This window comes from Kineococcus deserti, assembly GCF_050871945.1.
Classification (GTDB): Bacteria; Actinomycetota; Actinomycetes; order Actinomycetales; family Kineococcaceae; genus Kineococcus.
The window spans coordinates 110,650-133,931 of the sequence record NZ_JBJLSI010000004.1; the positions used below are offsets into that span (position 1 = coordinate 110,650).

22 protein-coding genes are annotated in these 23,282 nt (G+C 72.3%); 6 read left to right on the top strand and 16 right to left on the bottom strand.

The genetic code is table 11. The annotated features are described in order from the left end of the window. Positions 1-74 precede the first annotated feature (74 nt). The 14 genes from ACRYR2_RS04935 to ACRYR2_RS05000 form a co-directional block, all read right to left on the bottom strand. A complete protein-coding gene (locus ACRYR2_RS04935) occupies positions 75-272 on the bottom strand; it encodes an acyl-CoA carboxylase epsilon subunit (protein ID WP_432561719.1) in 198 nt (65 codons plus the stop codon). 17 nt (positions 273-289) lie between these two features. Then, a complete protein-coding gene (locus ACRYR2_RS04940; RefSeq protein ID WP_432561720.1) occupies positions 290-1,537 on the bottom strand; it encodes a carboxyl transferase domain-containing protein in 1,248 nt (415 codons plus the stop codon). Positions 1,538-1,548: 11 nt separating this feature from the next. Next, a complete protein-coding gene (locus ACRYR2_RS04945) occupies positions 1,549-3,318 on the bottom strand; it encodes an acetyl/propionyl/methylcrotonyl-CoA carboxylase subunit alpha (RefSeq protein ID WP_432561821.1) in 1,770 nt (589 codons plus the stop codon). A gap of 66 nt (positions 3,319-3,384) precedes the next feature. After that, positions 3,385-5,049 (bottom strand): ABC transporter substrate-binding protein, encoded by a 1,665-nt coding sequence (locus ACRYR2_RS04950; protein ID WP_432561721.1) that lies wholly within the window; start codon positions 5,047-5,049, stop codon positions 3,385-3,387. Between the two features lie 46 nt (positions 5,050-5,095). Then, complete coding sequence (locus ACRYR2_RS04955; RefSeq protein WP_432561722.1) at positions 5,096-5,974, bottom strand: ABC transporter permease; 879 nt, start codon at positions 5,972-5,974, stop codon at positions 5,096-5,098. Next, complete coding sequence (locus ACRYR2_RS04960) at positions 5,971-7,014, bottom strand: ABC transporter permease (protein ID WP_432561723.1); 1,044 nt, start codon at positions 7,012-7,014, stop codon at positions 5,971-5,973. Before ACRYR2_RS04960 ends, ACRYR2_RS04955 begins: the two co-directional genes overlap by 4 nt. Position 7,015: 1 nt before the next feature. Then, on the bottom strand, positions 7,016-7,837 hold the full coding sequence (locus tag ACRYR2_RS04965) for an ABC transporter ATP-binding protein (RefSeq protein ID WP_432561724.1): 822 nt from the start codon (positions 7,835-7,837) through the stop codon (positions 7,016-7,018). Continuing rightward, positions 7,837-8,721: an ABC transporter ATP-binding protein gene (locus tag ACRYR2_RS04970; protein ID WP_432561725.1), complete on the bottom strand. Its 885-nt coding sequence runs from the start codon at positions 8,719-8,721 to the stop codon at positions 7,837-7,839. Before ACRYR2_RS04970 ends, ACRYR2_RS04965 begins: the two co-directional genes overlap by 1 nt. 175 nt (positions 8,722-8,896) lie before the next feature. Continuing rightward, positions 8,897-9,493, bottom strand: coding sequence for a TetR/AcrR family transcriptional regulator (locus ACRYR2_RS04975; protein ID WP_432561726.1), 597 nt, complete (start codon positions 9,491-9,493; stop codon positions 8,897-8,899). A gap of 68 nt (positions 9,494-9,561) precedes the next feature. Continuing rightward, on the bottom strand, positions 9,562-10,731 hold the full coding sequence (locus ACRYR2_RS04980) for a pyridoxal phosphate-dependent aminotransferase (protein ID WP_432561727.1): 1,170 nt from the start codon (positions 10,729-10,731) through the stop codon (positions 9,562-9,564). Continuing rightward, positions 10,728-12,215, bottom strand: coding sequence for an MFS transporter (locus tag ACRYR2_RS04985; RefSeq protein WP_432561728.1), 1,488 nt, complete (start codon positions 12,213-12,215; stop codon positions 10,728-10,730). Before ACRYR2_RS04985 ends, ACRYR2_RS04980 begins: the two co-directional genes overlap by 4 nt. Then, positions 12,212-13,219, bottom strand: coding sequence for a 5-oxoprolinase subunit C family protein (locus ACRYR2_RS04990; RefSeq protein ID WP_432561729.1), 1,008 nt, complete (start codon positions 13,217-13,219; stop codon positions 12,212-12,214). The genes ACRYR2_RS04985 and ACRYR2_RS04990 overlap by 4 nt, the downstream gene beginning before the upstream one ends. Next, a complete protein-coding gene (locus ACRYR2_RS04995) occupies positions 13,216-13,947 on the bottom strand; it encodes a 5-oxoprolinase subunit B family protein (protein ID WP_432561730.1) in 732 nt (243 codons plus the stop codon). The genes ACRYR2_RS04990 and ACRYR2_RS04995 overlap by 4 nt, the downstream gene beginning before the upstream one ends. 34 nt (positions 13,948-13,981) lie before the next feature. Further along, positions 13,982-14,797 (bottom strand): 5-oxoprolinase subunit PxpA, encoded by an 816-nt coding sequence (locus ACRYR2_RS05000; protein ID WP_432561731.1) that lies wholly within the window; start codon positions 14,795-14,797, stop codon positions 13,982-13,984. Positions 14,798-15,063: 266 nt separating this feature from the next. Between ACRYR2_RS05000 and ACRYR2_RS05005 the strand changes: the two genes are divergently transcribed. Beyond that, positions 15,064-15,864 carry an SDR family oxidoreductase gene (locus ACRYR2_RS05005; protein ID WP_432561732.1) on the top strand — a complete coding sequence of 267 codons (801 nt, stop codon included), beginning with the start codon at positions 15,064-15,066 and terminating at the stop codon, positions 15,862-15,864. 93 nt (positions 15,865-15,957) lie between these two features. On the opposite strand, the gene ACRYR2_RS05010 is transcribed toward ACRYR2_RS05005, so the two are convergent. Then, positions 15,958-16,728 (bottom strand): SDR family oxidoreductase, encoded by a 771-nt coding sequence (locus ACRYR2_RS05010; protein ID WP_432561733.1) that lies wholly within the window; start codon positions 16,726-16,728, stop codon positions 15,958-15,960. A gap of 203 nt (positions 16,729-16,931) precedes the next feature. Here ACRYR2_RS05010 and ACRYR2_RS05015 point away from each other — a divergent pair, with 203 nt between their 5' ends. From ACRYR2_RS05015 to ACRYR2_RS05035, 5 genes are all read left to right on the top strand, one after another. Then, the gene (locus ACRYR2_RS05015) at positions 16,932-18,587 is read left to right on the top strand and encodes an ABC transporter substrate-binding protein (RefSeq protein WP_432561734.1); all 1,656 of its coding nucleotides are present in this window, start codon (positions 16,932-16,934) and stop codon (positions 18,585-18,587) included. Positions 18,588-18,718: 131 nt separating this feature from the next. After that, positions 18,719-19,351 (top strand): RraA family protein, encoded by a 633-nt coding sequence (locus ACRYR2_RS05020; RefSeq protein ID WP_432561735.1) that lies wholly within the window; start codon positions 18,719-18,721, stop codon positions 19,349-19,351. A gap of 71 nt (positions 19,352-19,422) precedes the next feature. Continuing rightward, a complete protein-coding gene (locus ACRYR2_RS05025) occupies positions 19,423-20,790 on the top strand; it encodes an MFS transporter (RefSeq protein WP_432561736.1) in 1,368 nt (455 codons plus the stop codon). A 52-nt stretch (positions 20,791-20,842) separates the two neighbouring features. Further along, positions 20,843-21,220, top strand: a complete 378-nt coding sequence (locus ACRYR2_RS05030) for a hypothetical protein (RefSeq protein ID WP_432561737.1) — start codon at positions 20,843-20,845, stop codon at positions 21,218-21,220. Positions 21,221-21,252: 32 nt separating this feature from the next. Next, complete coding sequence (locus ACRYR2_RS05035) at positions 21,253-22,530, top strand: Glu/Leu/Phe/Val family dehydrogenase (RefSeq protein ID WP_432561822.1); 1,278 nt, start codon at positions 21,253-21,255, stop codon at positions 22,528-22,530. A gap of 120 nt (positions 22,531-22,650) precedes the next feature. Here the strand turns inward: ACRYR2_RS05035 and ACRYR2_RS05040 are convergent, their stop codons facing one another. Continuing rightward, positions 22,651-23,280 (bottom strand): class I SAM-dependent methyltransferase, encoded by a 630-nt coding sequence (locus tag ACRYR2_RS05040; protein ID WP_432561738.1) that lies wholly within the window; start codon positions 23,278-23,280, stop codon positions 22,651-22,653. Positions 23,281-23,282: the final 2 nt, after the last annotated feature.

The following is a 23,282-nucleotide window of genomic DNA, read 5'->3' on the forward strand; positions in this document are numbered from 1 at the left end:
GCCCGCGGACGTGACCGGCTACCGCCGGGGTAGCCGGTCCCCCGGTCCGTGCGGCCCGCACGCCCCGACGCGAGTCACGTCCAGGGACGGGTGCTGGCGAACCACCCCTCGTCCGGGGCGTGGCCGACCCGGTTCCGGCTGAACGGACGGGACCAGCTCGACTCGGGGGCCGCTGCTCCCGCGGGTGACGCGGCGGCCGCGCTGGTGCGCCGCCGCGTCAGCAGCAGGGTCAGCACCGCGGCGACCTCCTCGGGGCTGGCCCGACCCCGCACCACCCGCACCGGAACCATCACCGCGCGCCGGTCACGTGCCGCCGCACGGGAGCCGGGACACGTTTCGTCCGCAACCAGGACAACCCGCGCCGCACCGCTCCTGCCGTCGCGTCCGGCTCGACGACCTCGTCGAGCAGTCCGGCCGCCACCGCCTGCTGCGCGTCGACGGTCCCGTCGCCGAAACTGGCCTGCGGCCAGCCCAGCACGAGGTCGGCGCCCAGCGCCCGGGCGCCCAGGACGCTGCCGGCCAGGCCGTGGGCGCGGCCGGTCACGACGGTGACGAGCGGCACGGACGCGGCCGCGTACACCTGCCCCAGACCGGCCAGGTCGCGCACCTGCCCGGAACGTTCCGCGGTCACGTCCGGAAGAACCCCGGGGGTGTCGACCACGGTGACGACGGGAAGCCCGAAGGCGTCGCAGAACCGGACGAAACGCGCGGCCTTCACCGCCGCCTGCGGGGTCAGCGCACCGGAGTCCGTCTCGGAGGCCGTCGCGACGACACCGACGACATCGCCACCGGTGCGGCCCAGTCCGCAGCGGACGTTCGCGGCGTACCCGGGTTGCAGCTCGAGGAACCGGGCACCGTCGAGGAGGGCCCGCAGGCCGGTACCGCCGGTGGGGGCGGCGGCCGGCACCGGCCGGGGGCGGGAGAGGTTGTTGGCCGGCAGCAGGCCGAGCAGTTCCCGCACCCGCTCCAGCGCCGCCGCCCGGTCGGGGACGCTCAGGTGGGCGGTGCCGTTGTCCCGCAGGACGGCCGCGGCCCCGAGGTCGTCCGCGCTCACGAGTTCCCCGGTGGCCGCGGCGACGTCGAAGGGGTGCACGGTGCGCAGGTGGGCCTCGTCCTCGGCGACGACGACGAGGTCCGCGGCCGCGGCGACGGCGGCCCACGGGCCGAGGCACGGGCCCACCACGACCGCGATCTGCGGCACGATCCCCGAGGCGTGCGTCATGCGCCGCAGGAGCGCGGACCCGGCGGTGACGTCCTGGCCCGTCGGCGGCACCGACCCGTCACCGGCACCCCCGTCCACCCCCAGCACCAGCACCAGCGGCCGTCCACCCGAGGAGGCCAGGTCGACGACCCGGCCGACCGCCTCCCCGACGGCCGAGACGGGAACCTCGGCCGGTACGACGGCCAGGGCGATCTCCTGGCCGTCGACGGAGCCCAGGCCCGCCCACGCCCCGCGGGACGCACCGGCGACGGCGGTGGCACTCCCCTCGTCCAGCAGCGCGGCTGCGGTGTCGGCGACCGGTGCGGTGACCGTCACGTCGTCCCCCCTCACTCTTCGATCCGGCAGATCACGGCACCCGGTGTGAGTGCACCGCCCGTGTCGACGGACAGCCCGGCGATCCGCCCCGCGCGGTGCGCGGTGACGGGCTGCTCCATCTTCATGGCCTCCATGACCAGGACCAGGTCACCGGCCGCCACGGTCTGCCCGTCGCGGACGGCGACGCTGACCACCGAACCGGGCATCGGCGCCAGCAGCGCCTCCGGCCCCGTGACCGGGACCGCGCCGGTGGGCGCGGCAGCGGGTGCGGTGACGGGTGCGGTGGCGGGTGCGGCGGCGGGGGTCAGCAGGTCGGCCGGCAGCGCGATCTCGACGCGGCGACCGTCGATCTCGACGACCACGGTCTCGGTCGCGACCGGCCCCGCCGCCGGGGACGGCACGGCGACCGGCGCATCGGGTGCGCTCAGCCGGTCGAGCGGGAACTCGGTCTCGATCCACCGGGTGTGCACCGTGAACTGCTCGGCGCAGGCCGCCGCGAACGCCGGCTGCTCCACGACGAGCCGGTGGAACGGCAGGACGGTGGCCACGCCCTCGACGGTGAACTCGGCCAGCGCCCGACGGGCACGTTCCAGCGCCTGGGTGCGGTCGCGGCCGGTGACGACGAGCTTGGCCAGGAGGGAGTCGAAGTCGCCCGAGACCTCCCCGCCGGTCTCGACCCCGGCGTCCACCCGGACGCCGGGCCCGCTGGGGACCGCGAAACGGGTGACGGTGCCCGGTGCGGGGAGGAAACCGCGGGCGGGGTCCTCACCGTTGATCCGGAACTCGAACGAGTGGCCGCGCGACTCGACGCTGTCGTACCCCAGGGGCTCGCCGGCGGCGATGCGGAACTGCTCACGGACCAGGTCGATCCCGGTGATCTCCTCGGTCACCGGGTGCTCCACCTGCAGCCGCGTGTTGACCTCCAGGAAGCTCACCGTGCCGTCCGCACCGACGAGGAACTCGCACGTCCCGGCGCCGACGTACCCGGCCTCGCGCAGGATGGCCCGCGACGCCCGGTCCAGTTCGGCCCGCTGCTCGTCGGTGAGGAACGGGGCGGGGGCCTCCTCGACGAGCTTCTGGTGCCGGCGCTGCAGCGAGCAGTCCCGGGTCGAGACGACGACGACCCCGCCGTGCCGGTCGGCCAGGCACTGGGTCTCGACGTGGCGCGGCCGGTCGAGGTAGCGCTCGACGAAGCACTCCCCGCGCCCGAACGCCGCCACCGCCTCCCGGACGGCCGAGGCGTACAGCTCGGCCACCTCGTCGCGGGTGCGCGCCACCTTCAGGCCGCGTCCACCGCCGCCGAAGGCCGCCTTGATGGCGATCGGCAGACCGTGCTCGTCGGCGAAGGCCAGGACCTCCTCCGGGCCGGAGACCGGGTCGGGCGTCCCGGCCACCAGCGGAGCACCGGCCCGGGCCGCGATGTGCCGCGCGGACACCTTGTCCCCCAGCGCCTCGATGGCCGCGGGGGGCGGGCCGACCCACACCAGGCCGGCCTCGATCACGGCGCGGGCGAAGTCGGCGTTCTCCGACAGGAACCCGTAGCCGGGGTGCACCGCGTCGGCACCGGACCGCACCGCGACGTCCAGCAGCTTGGCGACGTCGAGGTACGTCTGCGCGGCCGTCCGGCCGCGCAGCGCGTGGGCCTCGTCGGCCAGGCGGACGTGCAGTGCGTCGCGGTCCCCGTCGGCGTACACGGCCACGGACTCCAGCCCGGCGTCGCGGCAGGCCCGGACCACCCGGACGGCGATCTCGCCGCGGTTGGCGACGAGCACCTTCTTCAGTTGTCGTGCGTCGGGGGTCACGGGAACAGCCACTCCACTCAGGACTTCCGGATCAGGACGTTCGGGTCAGGACGCGGTGATGCGCGCGTAGTCGATGGTGCTGTCCGTACGGTACGCGTACCCGGTCAGCGAACTCGTGAACACCATCGACGGCTGGATCATCACCAGCGCCGTCTCCGGGGCCTGGGACATCACGTAGCGCGTGATCTCGTTCCACTTCTCCCCCGCCTCCTCGCTCAGCGGGTCCGCGATCGCGCGCCCCTCGTCGACGAGGCGGTAGAACTCCGGGTCCTCCCAGCGCGGGACGTTGCCGGTGTTGTTGTTCGGCAGGAACCACGAGGCCGTCGAGTACACCGGCGACTGCGTCTGCGCCCGGGTGCGGTACAGCAGCGCCTGGAACGTCCCGCCGGAGCGGCCCTGCGCGAAGGCGGCCGACTGCTCCTGCTGGACGGTGACCGCGAAGCCGGCGCTCTCGGCGTAGGACTTGATGAGCACCGCGGTGTCGACGGCGTCGGGGACGTTGTTCGCGACGCTCAGCGTGAAGGCCACCGGCTCGGTGTAGCCGGCGTCGGACAGGATCTGCTGCGCCTTCTCCGGGTCGTAGGAGTACTTCTCGATGCCGTCCAGCGTGTAGCCCTCGGTCTGCGGGTTGATCAGGCCCTGCGCCTCGACCGCGCGGCCGGAGTAGACCTGCTTGACGATCTCCGAGTACGGCACCGCCCAGACGAGCGCCTGCCGGACGGCGACGTCGTCGAAGGGCGCCTTGTTGGTGACCGCCGCCAGGTCGAGGAACTCGATGGGGTGCTCGAAGGTCGGCGCCGTGAAACCCTCCATGTCCAGGAACAACGCCTGGTCGGCCGGCCGCAGCTGCTCGGCGAACTGGATGTCGCCGGACTGCAGCATGGACACCCGGGTGCCGGGGTCGGTGACCTGCTTGATGACGACGCGCTTGACCTCGGGTTCACCGAAGACGTAGTTCGGGTTGGCCACCAGCACCAGCTCGGTGTTCGGCGTCATCGACTCGACGGTGTACGCCCCGTAGCCCCAGCCGGAGTTGACCTTCGACCAGGCCGTGGCGTACGGGTCGTCGGGGGTGGCGTTGGCCTTGAGCACCGTCGAGTCGTAGATGCGGCCGTAGAGGTTGGCGAGGACACCCAGGAGGGTGAACCCGTCCGACGGCTGCTTGACCGTGAAGGACACGTGGAAGTCGTCCACCCGCCGGATCTGCGACAAGCCCTCGAAGTACGGGCTGAGCACCCCCGGCGTCGGGGAGGTGGGCACGTTGTACTTGCGCTCGAACGACCACATGACGTCGTCGGCGGTGAAGGGGTTGCCCGCCTGGCTCAGCACGTCCTGGCGCAGGTTGAACGTGTAGGTGAGGCCGTCGTCGCTGACGGTGTAGGGGTTCTCCTCCTCGCACAGGACGCCCTCGAAGTTGGCGTAGTCCTGCGTCTGCAGTCCCTGGTCACCGGTGTCGACGTAGGGGTTGCGGATGAGGTTGGCCTGGGTGTTCTGGTTGGTCTCGAAGTTCTCGTTCGTGTACACCCCGCCCGCGTCCCAGTCGTAGGACGAGGCGATGGCCGACGCCGCGACGGTGATGGTCTCCGGGGTGGCGCCCGACCCGCCGGTCGAGCTGCCGGACGCCTCGTCCTGGCCGGCGTCGACACAACCGGTGAGGGCGATGGCCAGCGAGCTGCCACCGGCGAGCAGGGTGAAGTCACGTCGCTTCATGAGCGTCCAATCAGAGGTGGGGGTCCGGACGGGGGCGGAGCGGAGGTCAGTCGACGAGGGCGCGCAGCGACCGGCTGAAGGCGCCGGCCGCGACGACGGTGAGGCACAGGGCGAGGGCGGGGAAGATGGCCCCCCACCAGCGCCCGAGCATGAGGTCGGACAGGCTGGTGGAGATCATCGATCCCCACTCCGGGGTCGGCGGCTGCAGGCCGACGCCCAGGAACCCCAGGCTGGCGAGGATGACGATGGAGTTCCCGAAGACCAGGGAGGAGTTGACCAGCGCCGGCTGGCAGGAGTTCGGCAGCACGTGCCGGAACAGGATCCGCCACTCCCCCTGGCCGGCCATGAGCGCCGCGTCGAGGTAGGCGTCGTTGCGCACCTTGAGCACCTCGACGCGGGTGAGCCGGAACTGGTTCTGCATGAGGACGAAGGTCAGGGCGATGCTCAGCGTGACCGCGTTGGCGCCGAACAGGCCCACGATGACGACCCCGAAGATGATCGACGGGATCGCGTCGACCAGGTCGACGCCACGGGTCGTCGTCCGCGCCAGCCAGCCGAAGAACCCGCCGCGGCTCTCGCGCATGCCGATGACGATGCCGAGGGCCAGCCCGCTGACCGTCGAGGCGACGGTCACCAGCAGGGCCACGAGCATGTCGATGCGGAACGCGGCGACGGTGCGGGAGAAGATGTCGAACCCGACGGAGTCGGTGCCGAACCAGTAGGTGCCGTCCGGCGCCTGCCGCGCGTCGCCGACGGCCTGCTGCGGGTCGAACGTCTCGATCAGCGGGGACAGCACCGTGACCAGGACGACGAGCACGGCCGGGACCATCGGCAGCAGCGCACGCACCGGGACACGGCGCCGGCGGGGTGCGGCCACCGCCGCCGGCGCCGCGGTGGCGGACGGGGTGTTGACGTCGAGGGTCACTGGCTGACCGCCTCTCCGGGACGACGACGGGGGTCGAGCAGCATGTTCACCACGTCGACCACGAGGAAGATCACCAGGCAGATGCCGGCGATGACGATGAGGAAGCCCTGCAGGGCCACGAAGTCGCTGGTGTTGACGGCGTCGACCGCGAACTGGCCGACACCGCCGAAGCTGAACAGCTGCTCCAGGACGACGACACCGCCGATGAGGCCACCGAGCAGGCCGGCGAACATGACGACCGCGCTGGACACCGCGCGACGGAAGATGCTGCGGTACACCGCCCAGCGGTTGGCGCCGGAGGCGATGCGGAACAACGTCGCCGCGGACTTCGCCGCGTCGTCGAGACCGACGACGAGCTGGCCGAAGATGTAGGGGGTGTAGCAGACCACGATGACCGCGATCGGCAGGACGTAGTGGAGCACGATCTGCCACAGCGCGGCCCAGGAACCGGTCGCCACGGCGTCGAGGATCGGGAAACCGCTCCAGACGGGCAGTTCCACGCCACCGCCGGTGCGTCCCAGCGGGGAGGGCAGCCACTTCAGCAGGACGAAGAAGACGAAGATGCCGACGACCGCGAGGGCGAAGGGCGGCACGGCGCCGGCCGTGTGGCTGTAGGCGCGGACCACGCGCTGGACGAGCCGGTTCGGCACCGTCAGCAGGACGAAACCCAGGACGAGGGACAGCAGCGCCGCCCCGACGAGACCGACCAGCACCAGTTCCAGGGTGCCCGGCAGACGGTCGAGGATGTCCGACAGGACCGGCCGGCCGGAGATGATCGACGTCCCGAGGTCACCCCGGACGAAACCGGCCCAGAAGGTCGCCAGCTGGTTCCAGATCGACCCGCCCAGCCCCATCGCCTCGGCCGCCTGGTCGTACTGCTCCTGGGTGTACCCGTTCGCCGCCTCCAGGGTGACCGCGACGGGGTCGCCGGGGACGACCCGGACCAGGAAGAACGCCAGGGTGGCGAAGATGGCGATGTGCAGCGGCAGGGCGAGGGTGCGCAGGATCCACCAGCGGTTCTCGCGGTAGAAGCGGTTCACGTCAGGCTCCCGTGGCTCGGTAGGCGTCGAGCAGGTCGCGGGTGTAGGCAGCCTGCGGGTCGGTGACGACCTGACCGGTGCGACCGCGTTCGACGACCTGGCCGTGACGCATGATCATGAGTTCGTCGGCGATGAACGCCGTGGCGGGCAGCCCGTGCGAGACGAACGCCAGGCCGATGTCGTGCTCCTCGACGTACTCCTTCACGAGGTTCAGCACCGCACCCTGCACCGAGACGTCGAGCGCGGAGACGACCTCGTCGCACAGCAGGATCCGCGGGCGGACCACGAGGGCGCGGGCCAGGGCGAACCGCTGCCGCTGCCCACCGGACACCTGCGCGGGCCGGCGCTCGTAGAAGTCGGGGTTGAGCCGCAGTTCGGCCGCGACCTCGGCCATCCGCTCCCGGGCTGCGGTGCCGGTGATCCCGCGCAGCAGCCTCAGCGGGGTCGCGACGGCGTCCCCGAGGGTCCGGCGCGGGTCGAAGGAGGAGGAGGTGTCCTGGGCCACGTACTGGACGGCGGCCCGGAACTCCCTGCGGCCCCCCGGTGTCCGCAGCATCGCCTGGACGTCGGTGCCGTTGAAGTAGACCCGCCCGGTGCTGGGAGCCTCGAAACCGACGAGCATCCGGGACAGCGTGGACTTCCCCGACCCGGACTCGCCGATGATGCCCACCGCGGAGGTGGGGTCGAGGGAGAAGTCGAGGGTCTGCACGGCGGTCACGGCTCCGCGCCGGGTGGTGAAGGTCTTGCTGACCCCGCGCGCTTCGAGGACCGCCGGGGTTCCCGTGGTGCGGCGGGAGGTGGTCGCCACCGGGAGTTCGGACATCACGCCTCCTGCAGGGTCGGGTCGAAGGCCGCGTCCAGCGTCTGCAGCCGGTGACGGTCGTGGTCGGAGAGGGTGGGGACGCAGCCCACCAGGGCCCGCGTGTAGGGCGAGCGGGCGTCGGTGTCGAGGCGCGCCGAGGCGACGTCGTCGACGATGCGGCCGCGGTACATGACGATGACGCGGTCGGTGTAGTGCCGGACGAGTTCGATGTCGTGCGTGACGATGAGCAGGGCGGCGCCGAGTTCCACCGTCATGTCGGTCAGCAGGTCCATCATCGTGCGGCTGACGGAGGCGTCGAGCGCCGAGGTCGGTTCGTCGGCGATGAGGATCTGCGGCCGGCTGCACAGGGCCAGGGCGACCATCACCCGCTGCCGCATGCCGCCGGACAGTTCGTACGGGCGGTTGGCCAGCACCCGCTCGGTGTCGGTCAGGCCCACCTTGCGCAGCCACTCCGCGGCCAGTTCCCGCGCCTCCCGCCCGCCCACCCGGCGGATCCCGCGGAACACGGCGGTGAACTGGCTGCCGATGGTGGCGACCGGGTCGAGCGACGTCATGGCGTCCTGGAACACCATCGACAGGCCGGGGGTCCGGTGCGGCAGACCGGCGCGGGTCCTCCGGTCGAGCGGACGGCCGTCGAAGGTGAGCTCGTCGGCGGTGATGCGCACCGAGGGGTCGGTGTTCAGACCCGCGATGGCCGTGGTCAGGGTCGACTTGCCCGACCCCGACTCCCCGACGATCCCGACCCGCTCCCCACGCCGCAGCGTGAACGTGGCGCCGCGGACGGCGTGGAAGGCAGCCGGGCCGACGCCGTAGTCGACGGCGAGGTCGCGCACCGACAGCAACGCGTCGGCGGAGCCGCTTCCTGCGGCGCTGTTCTCACTCACGGGACGAGTCAAGCGTCCGATTGTTTCCGGCGTGTCACGTGAGCGAGTCATCCTGATAAAACCTTCTCACTTGAGCTGGGTTCTAGGACACGACAACTCCACGCCAGGCGATCATGTGGAACTCGGTTCGCATCTGAGTGGAGAGACGCAGTCGCCGTGGACTGCGGCGGACGGCCTACTGCTCGAAACCCCGGGCCATCGCCCAGCCACCGAGCGCCCCCCGGAAGGCACCGACCAGCCGCGCGTTGATGCGCCGGCGGTCCAGCCCCAGCGTCGTCTGCAGGTCGAAGATCTCGCGCGGGTCGAACAGCACGTTCCAGAGGAACGCGGCCTCGTCCTGGATGCCCGGCACGTCCTCGATGCCGAGCAGCCGGGTCAGTTCCCGCAGGGGGCGTTCGAGGGCGTCGATCTGCCCGGCCATGTACTCCTGCCGCTTGACGAACCGCGCCAGGAACCCCTCGTGCGAGCGGCGGTGCACCAGGGCCGCCCCCTCGTCCAGGACGAGGTCGACCCAGAACGCGCAGACCGCCTCCAGCAGAGCCGTGCCGTCGCTGTCCTGCTGGAGGGAGAACTCGGCGAACCGCAACCCGATGTCGCGCCGGTAGGCCGAGAGGATCTCGTCCACGGAGGCGAAGTGCCGGTACGCCGTGGCGACCGACACCCCCGCCTCCTCGGCCACGTCGGCCAGCTTGATGAGGCCGTCCGACCGCTCGAACAGCCGCGCGGCCGCCTCGATGAGACGCCGGTTGTTCTGCTGCTGGTCGCTGCGCATCTGCGGTCCTCCGTCGGTTCCGTGCTGGTCTTGCGCGTCTCGTGGGCGTCGGCGCCGATCTTCGCAGTTCAGCCGAGCTCGGCGAGCGCGACCCGCATGCGACGCACGCCCTCGACGATGTCCTCGGCGCTGGCGGCGTAGGACAGGCGGATGCGGCCCTCCCCGGCCGGCCCGTACTCGCTGCCCGGCCGGGTCGAGACGCCGTGCGCGCGCAGGTGGGCGACGACCTCGACCGAGGGCATGTCCATCGTGTACTTGGGGAACACGTAGAAGGCGCCCTCGGGGGTGGGGGTCTGCAACTGCGGGACGTCGGCCAGCTCGCGCATCACCAGGTCGCGGCGGGCGGCGTAGCTGGCCACCATCGCCGCGACGTCGTCGGCCGTCTCGTCGAGCGCTGCGACCGCTGCCCGCTGGACGGCGGTGTTGATCGAGCCGTTGATCGTCGCGTGCACCCGCGAGGCGGCGGCGACCGCGGCCGCGGGGCCGGTGAGGTACCCCAGGCGCCACCCGGTCATGGCGTACTTCTTGGAGAAGGTCTGGCAGTACAGCGTGCGGTCGAACAACTCGGGCACCTGCACCGCGGAGGTGAACTCGCGGCCGCCGAACACGAGCTCGCCGTAGGCCTCGTCCGCCAGGACGAGCGTGTCGGTGCCTTCGAGCAGCTGGGCGAGCCGGCGCAGTTCCTCGCCCGAGTGCACGATGCCGGTCGGGTTCCCCGGGTTGCAGAAGACGAACATCTTCGCGCCGACCAGCGCGTCGGCGAGAGCGCCGAAGTCCCAGTGCAGGTCGTCGGCGAGCGGCACCCGCACGCACACCCCGCCGGCCATCGCGATGAGGTCGGCGTACAGCGAGTAGGTCGGGTCGGGCACGACGACGCGGTCACCCGGGTCCACCAGGCCCAGGATGGCGGTGGCCAGGCCACCGGTTCCGCCGTGGGTGACGAGGACCTCCTCCCGGCTCACCTCCCGGCCGGACAGCTGCGACACCTCGACCGCGATGCGGTCGCGCAGGCGGTTGTCGCCGGCGCCGGGGGCGTAGTGGCTCCAGCCCCCCTCGACGGCCTCGACGAGGGCCGCGTTCACCGCGGCGGGCGAGGTGAAGTCCGGTTCGCCCTGGGCCAGGGAGACCATCGTCGCGCTGGCCGGGGGCAGCGGGCCGCGCAGGGAGACGGCCTCGATGCGCTGGACCGCTCGGGCGGAGCGCACCGTCGGGGCCGCCGGGATCGCGTGGGTGCTCATGGTGCGTCTGCTTCCTGTGGAGTGGACTGTCGTGCGGAGGTCCCCGCAGGGCGGGGGGCGGGCAGCCGAGGCGTCCCGGTGCGGGGTGGCCGGGCCACCCCGGAGAAGACGGAGGAGGTGAGGGTCGCCAGGACCATGAGGGCTCCGACGGCGACGAACCCGGGCACGACGGCACCGGGATCGTCCAGCGGTCCGGTCAGCCCCGGCGCTCCGGCGGCCGCGAACCACGTGCCCAGCAGCAGCAGGACGACCGCCGTGCCGACCGCCTGCGAGGAGTTGAAGAACACCGACCGCACGCCGGTCGCCACGCCGTACCGGTTGGCCGGCACGCCCGCCATGAGGGCGGCGATGTTCGGCGTGTGGAACAGCCCGTTGCCCAGACCGGCCACGGCCAGGGCCACGACGAGCAGCCACGTCGGCCCGGTGAGGGCGAAGTAGGTCGCCACGAGGGCCAGACCCGCCGAGAAGAGCACACCGCCGGCGACGGTCAGCCGGTGGGCGGAGAGACGCCCGACGAGCCGGCCCGCGACCGGTGCGGTCACGGCCACGACCACCGCGAACGGCACGATGGCCAGTCCCGAGGCGAGGGTCGAGCGTTCCCTGACGAGCTGCTCGTACAGCGCCAGCACGACCGGCAGCGTCGTCTGCGGCACGGACAGCGCGATGACGGCGAGGTACCCGCAGTTGCGGCGGCGGTCGCCGAACAACCCGGTGTCCACCAGGGGGTGGCGCAGCCGGCGCTCGAGCAGGACGAACAGCCCGCCGCACAGCACGGCCGTGGCCAGGCAGCCCAGGACGCGCGGGTCGGCCGCGCCCCAGGTGGCGGACCGGTTGATCCCGAACAACAGCAGGAACAGCGCGGCGACGGAGAGCAGCGCACCGCCGACGTCGAAACCCTCGCGCACACCACCGGAACGCTTGCGGGGCAGCACGGCCAGACCGAGGGCCACGGCAGCCACCCCGAAGGGGACGTTCACCAGGAAGGTGGCCTGCCAGCCGAACAGCTGCACCAGCACACCACCGAGCGCCGGCCCGATGGCACCGGCCACCGAGGCGCACATCACGTTCAGGCCCAGCGCGGCCGCCCGCCGGGCGACCGGGAAGGCGTCGGCGACGAGGGCGTTGGAGTTGGTCAGCACGACGGCCGCACCGACGCCCTGCAGCACGCGCCAGACGATGAGCGAGCCCGCCCCCTGCGCCAGCGCGCAGCCGACGCTCGCCAGCGTCATCACCGCCACACCGGCCAGGTAGAGGCGCCGGCGGCCCAGCACGTCGGACAACCGGGCGAAGACCAGGATGAGGACGCTGTTGGCCAGCAGGTAGGACAGCAGGAACCAGTCGCCGACGCCCGGCCCGGGCCGCAGCGCGGCGACGACGGCGGGCAGCGCCACGTTCACCGACGTCGTGCTCGCGAAGACCATGAGCAGACCGAGCATCGTCACCAGCAGGACGAGCCGGGGGCGCACGGGTTCGCCGGGCCTCACGGCACTCCCCCGTCCCCCGGGTCGAGGAAACCCGTCGCGCCGAACGCCGTGCGCACCCGCTGCTCGAGGCGTCGCAGTTCCCGCCGGCGTTCGCGGTGGTCGTCGCGCGCCGTGGCGAGGTCGGTCCACCGGAACGCGATGCGCCGTCCCGGAGCGGCCTGCCCCAGCAGCGCGAGCGAGGCGCTCGTCGCCACGGCCACGATGGGGTAACCGGCCGTGAGCGACCGCGCCCGACCCAGGATGATGAGTTCGTCGGAGTGCGGGATCTCGACCGAGCCGATGGGCACCCCGTGGGAGGTGATCTCCCCCAGGCCCTGCGGGTGCAGCACCGGACCGTCCAGGCGCAACCCGATGTGGTCCGACCGCGGGCCGACCGTGTAGGTGGAGTTCGCGAGGAGTTCGGCGATGCCGGGGACGGCCGCCGTCTCGGGCCCCTCGGTGATGTCGATCGTCCACCGCGCGGCGGCGAAGTCCGGAACCCGCGGGGCGATGCCGATGGGAGGCTGGGTGTTCTCGATCCGCTTGACGGCCAGCTCGTCCAGGCCGTCGTCCAGGTCGAGCACCTGGCCGGCGGCCAGCCGCTGCGGGAAACCCATCCGGGGGTCGGGTGCGGCGCTGCCCAGGAAGAGACCGGTGGCCAGGGCACCGTGCACGGCCAGGTAGGTGCGCAGGCCGCCCTCACCCGCGGCGACGGCCAGTTCGGACCCGGCGCGCAGCACGAGCGTCCGCCACATCGGCGCCGCGACCCCGTCGATCGTCACGGCCGACGGTGCGCCGGTGACCGCGAGGACGACCGTGCCGCCGGCCCGCAACCGGAACCTCGCACCGACGACCTCGAGGAGCACCGCGTCGCGCGGGTTGGCCACGAGGATGTTGGCGACCTCGGCGGAGTACTGGTCGGAGGCACCGCTGGTCGCCACGCCCAGCCGCTCCGAACCCCGCCGGCCGAGGTCGGTGAGGTTCGAGACCCACCCGGGTTCGAGGACTTCCAACGCCGTCTTCACGCCGCCCCCAGGAATCGTCCGTCCAGCGCCGGCCAGTCCTGCGGGGGCAGCGGACGGAAGTGCAGCGCGTCCCCGGCCGCGTAGCTGGTGGCCGGGTCGCGCGTGATGTCGCACACCGCGAGCGGGGTGCGGCCGATGACGCGCCAGCCCGTCGGCCCGGGGAAGGGCGTGATGATGGTGGCGTTGCCGGCCACCATGACCGACCCTCCGGGCACGCTCGTGCGGGGCATCGACATCCGCGCGACGGGCGCCGGGAAGTCGGCCCCCTCGAGCATGGGCGCCATCGCGGCCCCCAGGAGGGTGACCGTCAGCGGCCGGGCGGTGAAGCGCGCCACCACCTCCTCCGGATCCAGCCCCAGTTCCCGCGCCACGTCGTCGAGGTCCGGACCGAACTCGCCGCCGAACACGACCGGGACGTCCAGCGTCGTCCCGGTGCCGGCGCCGTGGAGCACGCCGTCCAGGCGCAGCGCCAGCGCCGCGCGCAGGCCGACCTCCACGACCTCGTGGTCGACGCGGTCGGCGTCGAACTCGACGAGCACCGACTCGATGCCCGCGACGAGGTCCAGGACTCCGACCGGCAGGTCCGCGAGCAGGGCCGACCGCACCGCGGCCGCCGCACGGGGACGGGAGTCCGCGGAACCGCCGGCGACCTCGGCCATCACCGCGGCGTCCCCGAAGGGGTACAGCCGCAGGCGCAGACCGTCGCCGAGCTCGGCGGGCAGTTCCACGGGACCTCCTGTGTCGGTGCGGGTGGGTGTCGGATCAGACCGCGGCGGGCGTGCGCTGGGCGTCCTTCTTGCCGTCCAGCACGGCGCGCAGCCCGACGGCCTCGATGCCGTCGGCGGCCAGGGCCTCGCGCAGCAGCTGGCTGTTCGGCAGGGCGTCGGCGTGGTCGCCGTGCAGCAGGATGGTGTCGACGTCGTGGCCGAGCGGGACGGAGTTGCCGTTGACCGACGTGACCATGCCCGTCTTGACGAGTTCGACGCAGCGGTCGGCGATGAGCTGCGGGTCGTGGATCAGGCCGGTGGGCAGCGACCGCGAGACCGGCATGCCGTCGTCGCCGTAGCCGCGGTCCCCGAGGAACACCATGCCGACCGCCAGGCCGCGCTGGCGGGACTCCTCCTCCAGGTGGCCGCGCTGGCAGATGATCATCAGCTCGGGGTCGAAGGCGAGCGCCGCGTCGGCCACGGCGCGGGCGTGGGTGGCGTCGCTCGTCGCCATGCTGCCCATGCGGCCGTGCGGGGCGAGGTGGGTGATCTTGCCGCCGTGGACCGTGGCGAAGGCGCTGAGGGCGCCCATCTGGTAGAGCACGTCGGTGCGGATCTCCTCCTCGGAGGCCTCGATCGCGCGGCGGCCGAAGCCCACAAGGTCGGGGTAGCCGGGGTGCGCGCCGATCTCCACGCCGCGCGCCAGGCAGTCGCGCACGGTCTGGTCCATGACGCGCGGGTCGCCGCCGTGGAAGCCGCAGGCCACGTTGGCCATGGTGACGCGGTCGAGGAGCGTGGCGTCGTCGCCGATGACGAAGTTGCCGAAGCTCTCACCGAGGTCGGCGACGATGGCGACTCGCTGCGGTGCCATGCTGGTCCTCCTGGTAGCGGGAAGGGAACGGGAGCCGGTCGGAGCGGAGCCGCTCAGAACGGCGAACGTGAGGAGACCTTCTCATTTCGGCGCGGCGCGGTCAACGCTCGCGACCATCCGTCACACGCAATTAACACCGCCGAAACACCCGAAGATCGTTGGCGCGCAGGGCACCCGCACCACGGGGAGGCTCCGCGAGCCGCGCTTGACCACCGCCCGCGCCAGCGAGAACATCTTCGCAAATCACGGATGGAACGGGAGCACACGTGGACAGCACGGGACAACTGCGCGACAAGGTCGCCCTGGTGACGGGGGCCGGCAGCGGCATCGGTGCCGCGGCCGCGGCGCTGCTGGCGGAGGACGGGGCGCGCGTGGTGCTCGTCGGCCGGCGCCGCGAGCCGCTGGAGGAGGTGGCCGGCGCGATCACGACGGCGGGCGGCGAGGCCCTCGTGCACGTGGCCGACGTCAGCGTGCCCGAGCAGGCGCAGGCCGCCGTCGCGGCCGCGCGGGAGCACTTCGGGCCGGTGGACGTGCTGGTCAACAACGCGGGCAGCGCGAGCAGCGTCCCCAACGTGCGCTGGACGCCCGTCGAGGAGTGGCGCACCGTCGTCGCGACCAACCTGGACGCGGTCTTCCACCTCACCCAGGCCGTCCTGCCGGACATGTTCGCCGCCGGCGGCGGCAGCGTCATCACGGTGTCCTCGCTGGCCGCCGACAACCCGAACCTGCTGGGCGGGGCCGCCTACGGCGCCGCCAAGGCGGGGGTGGCCAACTTCATGGGCTACCTGCACAACACCTTCCGCAACGACGGCATCCGCGCGACCGTCGTGAAGCCCGGCGAGGTCGCCACCCCCATCATGGACACCCGGGTCCGGCCGCCGTCGGCCGAGGAGCGCGCCGGCATGGCCGCCCCCGAGGACGTGGCCCGCGCCATCCACCTCGCGGCCTCGCTGCCGGCGCGCGCGGTCATCCCCGAGATCGTCGTCGCCCCGACCCGCCAGCGCGACACCTCCGGCGACCTGGAGATCAGCCGCTGGCGCGGCGCCCCGGCCGACCTCCCCCGCTGACCCGACGATCGAGGACTCGACCGCGGCGATCGAGGACTCGACCCGCGGTCGAATCCTCGATCGTGGCGGCCGAGTCCTCGATCGCGGGGGGCGTCAGACCTGCTCGATCGACCGCATGACGATCTCGTTGAGACCGACGCGGCGGGGGCGGGTGACGAGGAACTCGACGACCTCGGCGACGTCCAGGGGCTCGAGGATCTCGATGCCCTCCCGGATCTTCTCGAAGTAGGTCCGGCCGGCCTCCCGCTGGTGGCCGAAGATCTCGGTGCGGGTCAGGGCCGGCTCCAGCACCGACACCCGGACGTTCTTCGGCGAGAACTCCTTGCGCAGACCGTCGGTGAACCCGGTGACGGCGAACTTGGTCGCGGCGTAGACGGCGTTCTCCGCGGTGGCGATGCGCCCGGACAGCGAACTGATGTTCACCAGGTCGGCCACACCGCGCCCGCCCGTGGCGGCGGCTTCGACCAGGTGCGGCATCGCCGCCCGCGACAGGTGGGCCAGCGCGGAGAAGTTCAGGTCGATCATCGACTGCCACTCCTCGTCCAGCGCGTCCAGCGTCGGGCCGCTGTACATGACGCCCGCCGCGTTGACGACGACGTCGAGGCGCCCGAACCGGCCCACGACCTCGGTGACCACCCGGGCGGGAACCCCGGGTGCGGACAGGTCCGCCGCGAACCCGACCACCTTGCCGGGAGCACCCGTGGCGGCCACGCGGTCGGCGAGGTCGTGCAACCGGTCCTCGCGACGTCCGACGGCGAGGACGTCGGCCCCGGCCGCGGCGAGGACCTCGGCGGTGGCCCACCCCATCCCACTCGTCGCGCCCGTGACGAGGGCGACGGAGCCGGACAGCGTTCGAGCAGACACGTGTGCCTCCTGGTGACGGTTCTGAGAGGTTCGTGTCAGATCCGGCCACGTGGACGACCGACGCACTGACACCGCCTCCGGACACGTCACAGCCTGCACCACAGGTGTTTCGTGTTCGTTAACTTCCCCCGGACGCTCTTGCGGCGCCGAGCTTCCGCCCAGTTGAGTGAGACAAGATTCTCACCTGACCAGACGGGAAGCTGATGACCCGCACTCGCACGTCGACCGTCCTCGCTCTGGCGGCAGCGATCCCCCTCGCCATCGCGGGGTGCGTCTCACCGTCCAGCGGTTCGGACGACGGGGGGACCGCCGGACCGGCGACCACCAGCGTCACGGTGGCCACGCCCGCCCTGGCCACCACCTTCGACTGGGACGCCGGTGGGCTGTTCTCCAACGAGAACTTCGAGGTCATCACCAACACCCAGGCCAACCTCATCCGGAACCCCTACGTCGAGGACTCCGAAGGGCACACCACGCAGGACTACTCCTCCTTCGAAGGCGTCCTGGCCGATGCCGACGAGCCCTACACCGTGAGCGAGGACGGCCTGACCTACACGTTCAACCTGCGCGAGGGAGTCGTCAGCCAGTCCGGTCAGCCGTTCACCGCGGACGACGTGGTCTACTCCTTCGAGCGCAAGTACGGCTCGGCCACCTCGCCCGCACCGAGCAACTTCAACCTCTTCATGGACGGCCTGGAGGCGATCGAGGAGATCGACGACCAGCACGTCGCCTTCACGCTCCGCCGTGCCTCCGACGGTTTCTCCTTCCTCGGCGTCATGGCCAACATCAACGCCCGCATCTACGACCAGGAGACGCTGACCGCACACGCCACCGCGGAGGACCCGTACGCCCTGGAGTGGGCCAAGCAGAACTCCGGCTGGGGCTTCGGCGCCTACACGGTCGCCTCGTCGACCCCCGACCAGGAGATGGTGCTCGAGGCGAACCCGGACTACGTGCTCGGGGAACCGGAGATCGAGAAGATCACGTACCGGCAGGTCACCGACCCGGGCACCCGGGTCACCATGCTGCAGTCCGGCGACGTCGACTTCGCCGAGCAGCTGCGCCCCACCGACCAGGCCTCCCTCGCCGAGGCGGAGGGGGTCGTGGTCCCGTCGGTGGCCAACCCCATCGAGTTCCTCAACCTCGCCGCCGTGACCCGGCAGGCGCCCTTCGACGACGCGACGGTCCGCCGGGCCCTCACCTACGCCGTCCCCTACGACGAGATCGTCGAGCAGGTCTACGAAGGCCGCGCGGTCGAGTCGCAGGGGTTGATCATCCCCTCCACCAAGGGGTACACGACCGAAGGGCTGCCCGAGTACACGTACGATCCGGCGAGGGCGAGGCAACTGCTGGCCCAGGCCGGCCACACCACACCCGTCGCGTTCACCCTGCACGTGTCGAGTTCGGTGCCCGACGCCGTCGACGCGGCGCAGCTCATCAGGTCCTACGCCGTCGACGCCGGGTTCGACGTCACCGTGCAGACCGAGACGGCGTCCAGCTTCGCCACCGGCCGGTCGACCGCCGCGTTCCAGGCCATGGTCCTGCGGACGCGCGCCCAGACCCAGTCCCCGGTGTACATGACCGCTTCCTGGTTCCTGCCCGGCGACAACCCCAACAACGTGACGCGCTGGGAGGACCCGGAGTTCTACGCGCTCGTGGAGCAGGCCCGCGCCGTCGACGACCCGCTGAGCGAGGAGGCCGGCCTGCTCTGGAACAGGGCGATGGCCCGCGAGATGGACCAGGCGCCCGAGACCCCCATCGCGTTCCCGCAGCCGTCCATGGCCTACGCCGACACGTTCACCGGCTACGGCTACCGGACCGACAACACGTTCGACTTCTCGATCCTCGGTCCGGCCTGACGGTCCCGAGGTTCGGGGCCGCGTAGTGCTTGACGTCGGCGGCCCCGCCCGACAGAATCAGCAAACTGCGAACGCTTTCTCATTCTGAGTGGGAGACCGTTGGCTCTGGAGCACCGATCGAGGAGGAACTGGTGGCCAAGCTCGACCTCAGTGTTCGCGTCGACAAGTCCTGGACGCGAGCCGATCCCGAACTCGTCGCCGCACTCGGGGAACACCCCGTGGCGCACCTCGGCGACGCCATGCAACGCCTCGGGATCTGCGACGGCGGTATCACGCCGGTGTGGCGCGGCGCCCGGTGCGCCGGCTCGGCCGTCACCGTCGTCGGCCCTGCGGGCGACAACCTCGCGGTCATCGAAGCCATGGAGACGGTGGTCGAGACCGGCGACATCCTCGTCGTGAACGGTTTCGGGCACGTCCACCGCGGACTCGTCGGGGACCAGATCTCCTCGCGGCTGCAGGCCCGCGGAGTCGTCGGCGCCGTCATCGACGGCGCGGTGCGCGACCGCGCCCGGATCGAGGAGATCCGGTTCCCCGTCTGGGCCCGGGGCGCCAACCCGGCCGGCCCCTTCAAGAACGGACCCGGCGCGATCGGTGAACCGGTGGCCGTCGGCGGCGTCGTCTGCGCCTCCGGCGACGTCGTGGTGGCCGACGACGACGGCGTGGTGGTCATCCCGGCCGCACGCGCGGAGCAGATCCACGCGGCGGTCCTGCAGGTGCACGAGAACGAGGCGCGGATGAGCGCCGAGGTGCACACGGCGTACTGAGTTGCCGCTCGCAAGGGCGCGGGAGGATTCGCCGGTGCGCAGCACCGGCCTGACAGCAGGAGAGGAACACCGTGGACCGAGGACAGAGCGGCACCGGAACGGATCCGGTGCTCGCGGCGGACCGACCCCCGACCGCGACACGACCGGAGCAGGCGCCGGACGAGGGCACCCTGCGCCGGGTGACCGGCGCCGGGCTCATCGGCTCCTTCGTCGAGTGGTACGACTACGGCATCTACGGGCTGCTCGTCGGCACCCTGTCCGTGGTGCTCATGCCCCCGGGCGAGTCGGCCTCCACCGGGGTCCTGCTGACCTACGCGGGATTCCTCGTGAGTTTCCTGGTGCGGCCGTTCGGGGGTGTCATCTGCGGTCACCTCGGGGACCGCATCGGCCGGAAACGCCTGCTGGCCGCCCTGCTGCTGATGATCTCGGCGGCCACCGCCGCGATCGGCCTCATCCCGGACTTCGCGACGATCGGCTGGGCGGCACCCGCCCTGCTCGTGCTCATGCGACTGGTCCAGGGCTTCTCCGCCGGCGGTGAGGCGTCGGGCGCGATGTCCTTCGTGGCCGAGTACGCACCCGAGGGCCAGCGTGGGCGGCGCACCGCGTGGCTGGCCGTGGGTTCCTTCACGGCGTTGCTGTTCGGCAGCCTGCTGTCCAGCGCACTGCTGCACGGGTTGAGCGCCGAGGCCATGAACGGCTGGGGCTGGCGCATCCCCTTCCTCGTCGCCGTCCCCCTCGGACTCGTCGGTTTCTACATCCGCACCCGCCTGGAGGACACTCCGCGCTTCCTGTCGGTGCAGCGGGAGAACATCGCCGAGCGCAACCCGCTCAAGGCCGCGTTCACCTCCAAGCGCCACCTCAAGGCGATCGGGCTCACCATCACGCTGCCCGCGCTGAACGGGCCCGGCTACTACATCCTGTTCGTGTACATGCCCACGTACCTGAAGACCGAACTGGGCTTCACGCAGGTGCAGGGCCTGCTGGTCACCGCGGCCGGACTCGTCGCCATCATCGCGGCGATCCCCGTCCTGGCGCGGGTCTCCGACCGGGTCGGGCGCAAACCCGTCCTCATCGGTTCCGCGCTGGCCATGGCCGTCCTGGCCTACCCCGCGTTCCTGGCCATCCAGCAGGGGCAGATGCTGCTGGCCTGCGTGTCGGCCGCCGTCCTGGCCCTGGCGTTCGCCGGTCACGCCGCCGTCATCCACGTCACGCTGGTGGAGATGTTCCCGACCAACGTGCGCTACAGCGCCTACAGCGTGGGTTTCAACATCACCACCGTCGTCTTCGGCGGCAGCGCCCCGCTGGTCATGACCGCGATCATCAACGCCACCGGGGTCACCAGCGTCCCGGCCTTCGCCGTGGTCCTCACCGCACTCATCACCCTGGTCACCGCCCTCGGCCTGCGCGAGACCGCGGGTGAGCGGCTCTCCGACTCCTGACCCCCACCACCGATCCCCCGACGAACCCGAACCTGGCAGGAAGGCACGACCCGTGCACCGCACGCTCGTCTCGGCAGTCCGCGTCCCCCGCCCCGACGCCCCGCTCCGGCGCGACGTCGCGAGCGTGGACCTGACCCGTCCCGCACCGGGCGCACCGCCGGTGTCTCCCGCCCTGCAGGAGTGGGCGGTGGGCGTGCTGCGCACTCTCCCGGGGGTGCACGTCGACGTTCGCACCGTCGACGCCACCCTGCGGCTCGGGCAGGACGCCGCCGGTGGTGACGAGCTCGCGGGGGACCTGCTGGCGGCGGGGGTCGCCGTCGTCCCGGACGGCGACCACGTGGTGCTGAGCACCCAGGTCCCTCCCGAACTGCTGGTGGCCGGTGTCCACCGGATCGCGACCGCGCTGGCGGTCTCGGTCGTCGCCTCGTGAGCAGCACCACCGCAGCCGGGACGTCGCACGACCTGCGGATCCCGCGGCAGGGATCCGCGGTCGACCGCCGCGGCGGGGCGCTCGACGCGGCGCGGGACCAGCTCGCCGAGGCCGTGCGGACGCTGGGGTACGAACCCGGGCTGCACGACATGCTGGCCCGTTCCCGACGCGAACTCGTCGTCTCGGTGCCCTTGCGCCGGGACGGCGGCGAGGTCGAGGTCCTCACCGGCTACCGCGTGCAGCACAACTTCTCCCGGGGACCGGCGAAGGGCGGGACGAGGTTCCACCCCGACGTCACCCTCGACGAGGTGCGCGCCCTGGCCATGTGGATGACGTGGAAGTGCGCCCTGCTCGACGTCCCCTACGGCGGGGCCAAGGGCGGGGTGACCATCGATCCCCGGAACTACTCCCCCGCAGAGCTCGAGCGCGTCACCCGCCGGTACACCAGTGAGATCTCCCCGATCATCGGCCCGGACCGCGACATCCCCGCACCCGACGTCGGCACGGACGAACGCACCATGGCCTGGATGATGGACACCTTCTCCGTCGCGGCCGGGCACACCGTTCCGGGGGTGGTCACCGGCAAGCCGCTGAGCATCGGGGGTTCGCTGGGCCGCGCCGGGTCCACCTCACGGGGCGTCGCACTCCTCGCCCTCGCGGCCCTGGAGCGGATCGGCGTCCGTCCGGGAACCTGCACCGCCGCCGTGCAGGGGTACGGCAAGGTCGGTGCCGGCGTCGTCGACGAACTGTGCGCCGCAGGTGTGCGCGTCCGGGCCGTCGCGGACCAGTACGGGGCCGTGCACCACGACAGGGGCCTCGACCCGGTGGCGCTGGCCGCCCACGTCCGCGACACCGGGTCCGTGGTGGGTTGCCCCGGCACCGAACCCCTCGCCGGGCAGGACCTGCTGACCCTCGACGTGGACCTGCTCGTCCCCGCGGCGATCGAGGGTGTCCTGCACGCCGGCAACGCGTCCGCCGTGCGCGCCCGCGTGGTCGTCGAGGGGGCCAACGGGCCGACGACGACCGAGGCCGACCGGCTCCTGGAGGACCGCGGGGTCCTGGTCGTGCCCGACATCCTGGCCAACGCCGGTGGTGTCGTCGTCTCGTACTTCGAGTGGGTGCAGGCCAACCAGGCCTACCGGTGGTCGGTCGAACAGGTGCAGCAGCGCCTCGCCGAGCGCATGGTCCAGGCCTGGCGCGAGGTGTCGGCCGATGCCGAGCGCCGCGGCACGACGCTGCGGCGGTCCGCGACCCTGCTGGCCGTCCGCCGCGTCGCCGAGGCCCACACCGCCCGCGGGCTCTACCCGTGACCACCACACCGGGCTCGACGCCCACGGCCCGGGAGGGGCGTCAGCCCCTCACGGCCCACCCGGAGCGGGTCACCTCTCCGTGAGGTGTTCGTCCGGCCTGCCGGTGGTCTGCGTGGACCGTCAGGTCGCGTCCCTGCGCCAGACCAGCACGGCGTACCCGCTGTCGCCGCCGAGGTCCGCACCGTCCCAGCCGCCCCACCTCTGCTGCAGGGTCAGTCCCGCACTCCCCAGGGCGGTTTCGACGTCTCGCAGGGGTACCGGGTCGCACCCGGGCGGAAGGTGCGCAGGATCGAGGCCGAACCCGGCCACGACCAGCCCGGCGGGCTCGAGGACCTGCCGCAGGTTCCGTCCCACCTGCGCCAGGGTTCCGGGCGCCAGGAGGGGCACGACGTTCCCCGCGAGCAGCGCAACGTCGAAGTTCCCACCCGACCGGGCGGCGTCGAGGCTCGTCAGGTCGGCGACGTGCCAGGGCACCTCGGGCCAGTCACGACGGGCGACCCGCACCATGGACGCGTCCGCGTCACAGCCGACGACGTCGTGCCCGAGCGCGGCCAGCCGGGCCCCGACCCGGCCGGTCCCACAGCCGGCATCCAGGATGCGCGCCGGGCGCCCGAGCAGCTCGTGCACGAACCGCGCCTCCCCGTGGACGTCGTGACCGGCGGCCTCCAGCGCCCGGAAGCGGTCGGCGTACGCCTCGGCGTAGTGCGGGCCTTCCTGCGCCCGGGCGACCCGCTGCCACGACGTGCTCACCG

Bases quoted from the DNA above. Each gene is read 5' to 3' on its own strand.
- ACRYR2_RS05015 (WP_432561734.1), top strand. From the start codon at position 16,932: ATGACCCGCACTCGCACGTCGACCGTCCTCGCTCTGGCGGCAGCGATC.
- ACRYR2_RS05000 (WP_432561731.1), bottom strand. From the start codon at position 14,797: ATGGCACCGCAGCGAGTCGCCATCGTCGCCGACCTCGGTGAGAGCTTC.
- ACRYR2_RS04975 (WP_432561726.1), bottom strand. From the start codon at position 9,493: ATGCGCAGCGACCAGCAGCAGAACAACCGGCGTCTCATCGAGGCGGCC.
- ACRYR2_RS04965 (WP_432561724.1), bottom strand. From the start codon at position 7,837: ATGTCCGAACTCCCGGTGGCGACCACCTCCCGCCGCACCACGGGAACC.
- ACRYR2_RS04950 (WP_432561721.1), bottom strand. From the start codon at position 5,049: ATGAAGCGACGTGACTTCACCCTGCTCGCCGGTGGCAGCTCGCTGGCC.
- ACRYR2_RS04980 (WP_432561727.1), bottom strand. From the start codon at position 10,731: ATGAGCACCCACGCGATCCCGGCGGCCCCGACGGTGCGCTCCGCCCGA.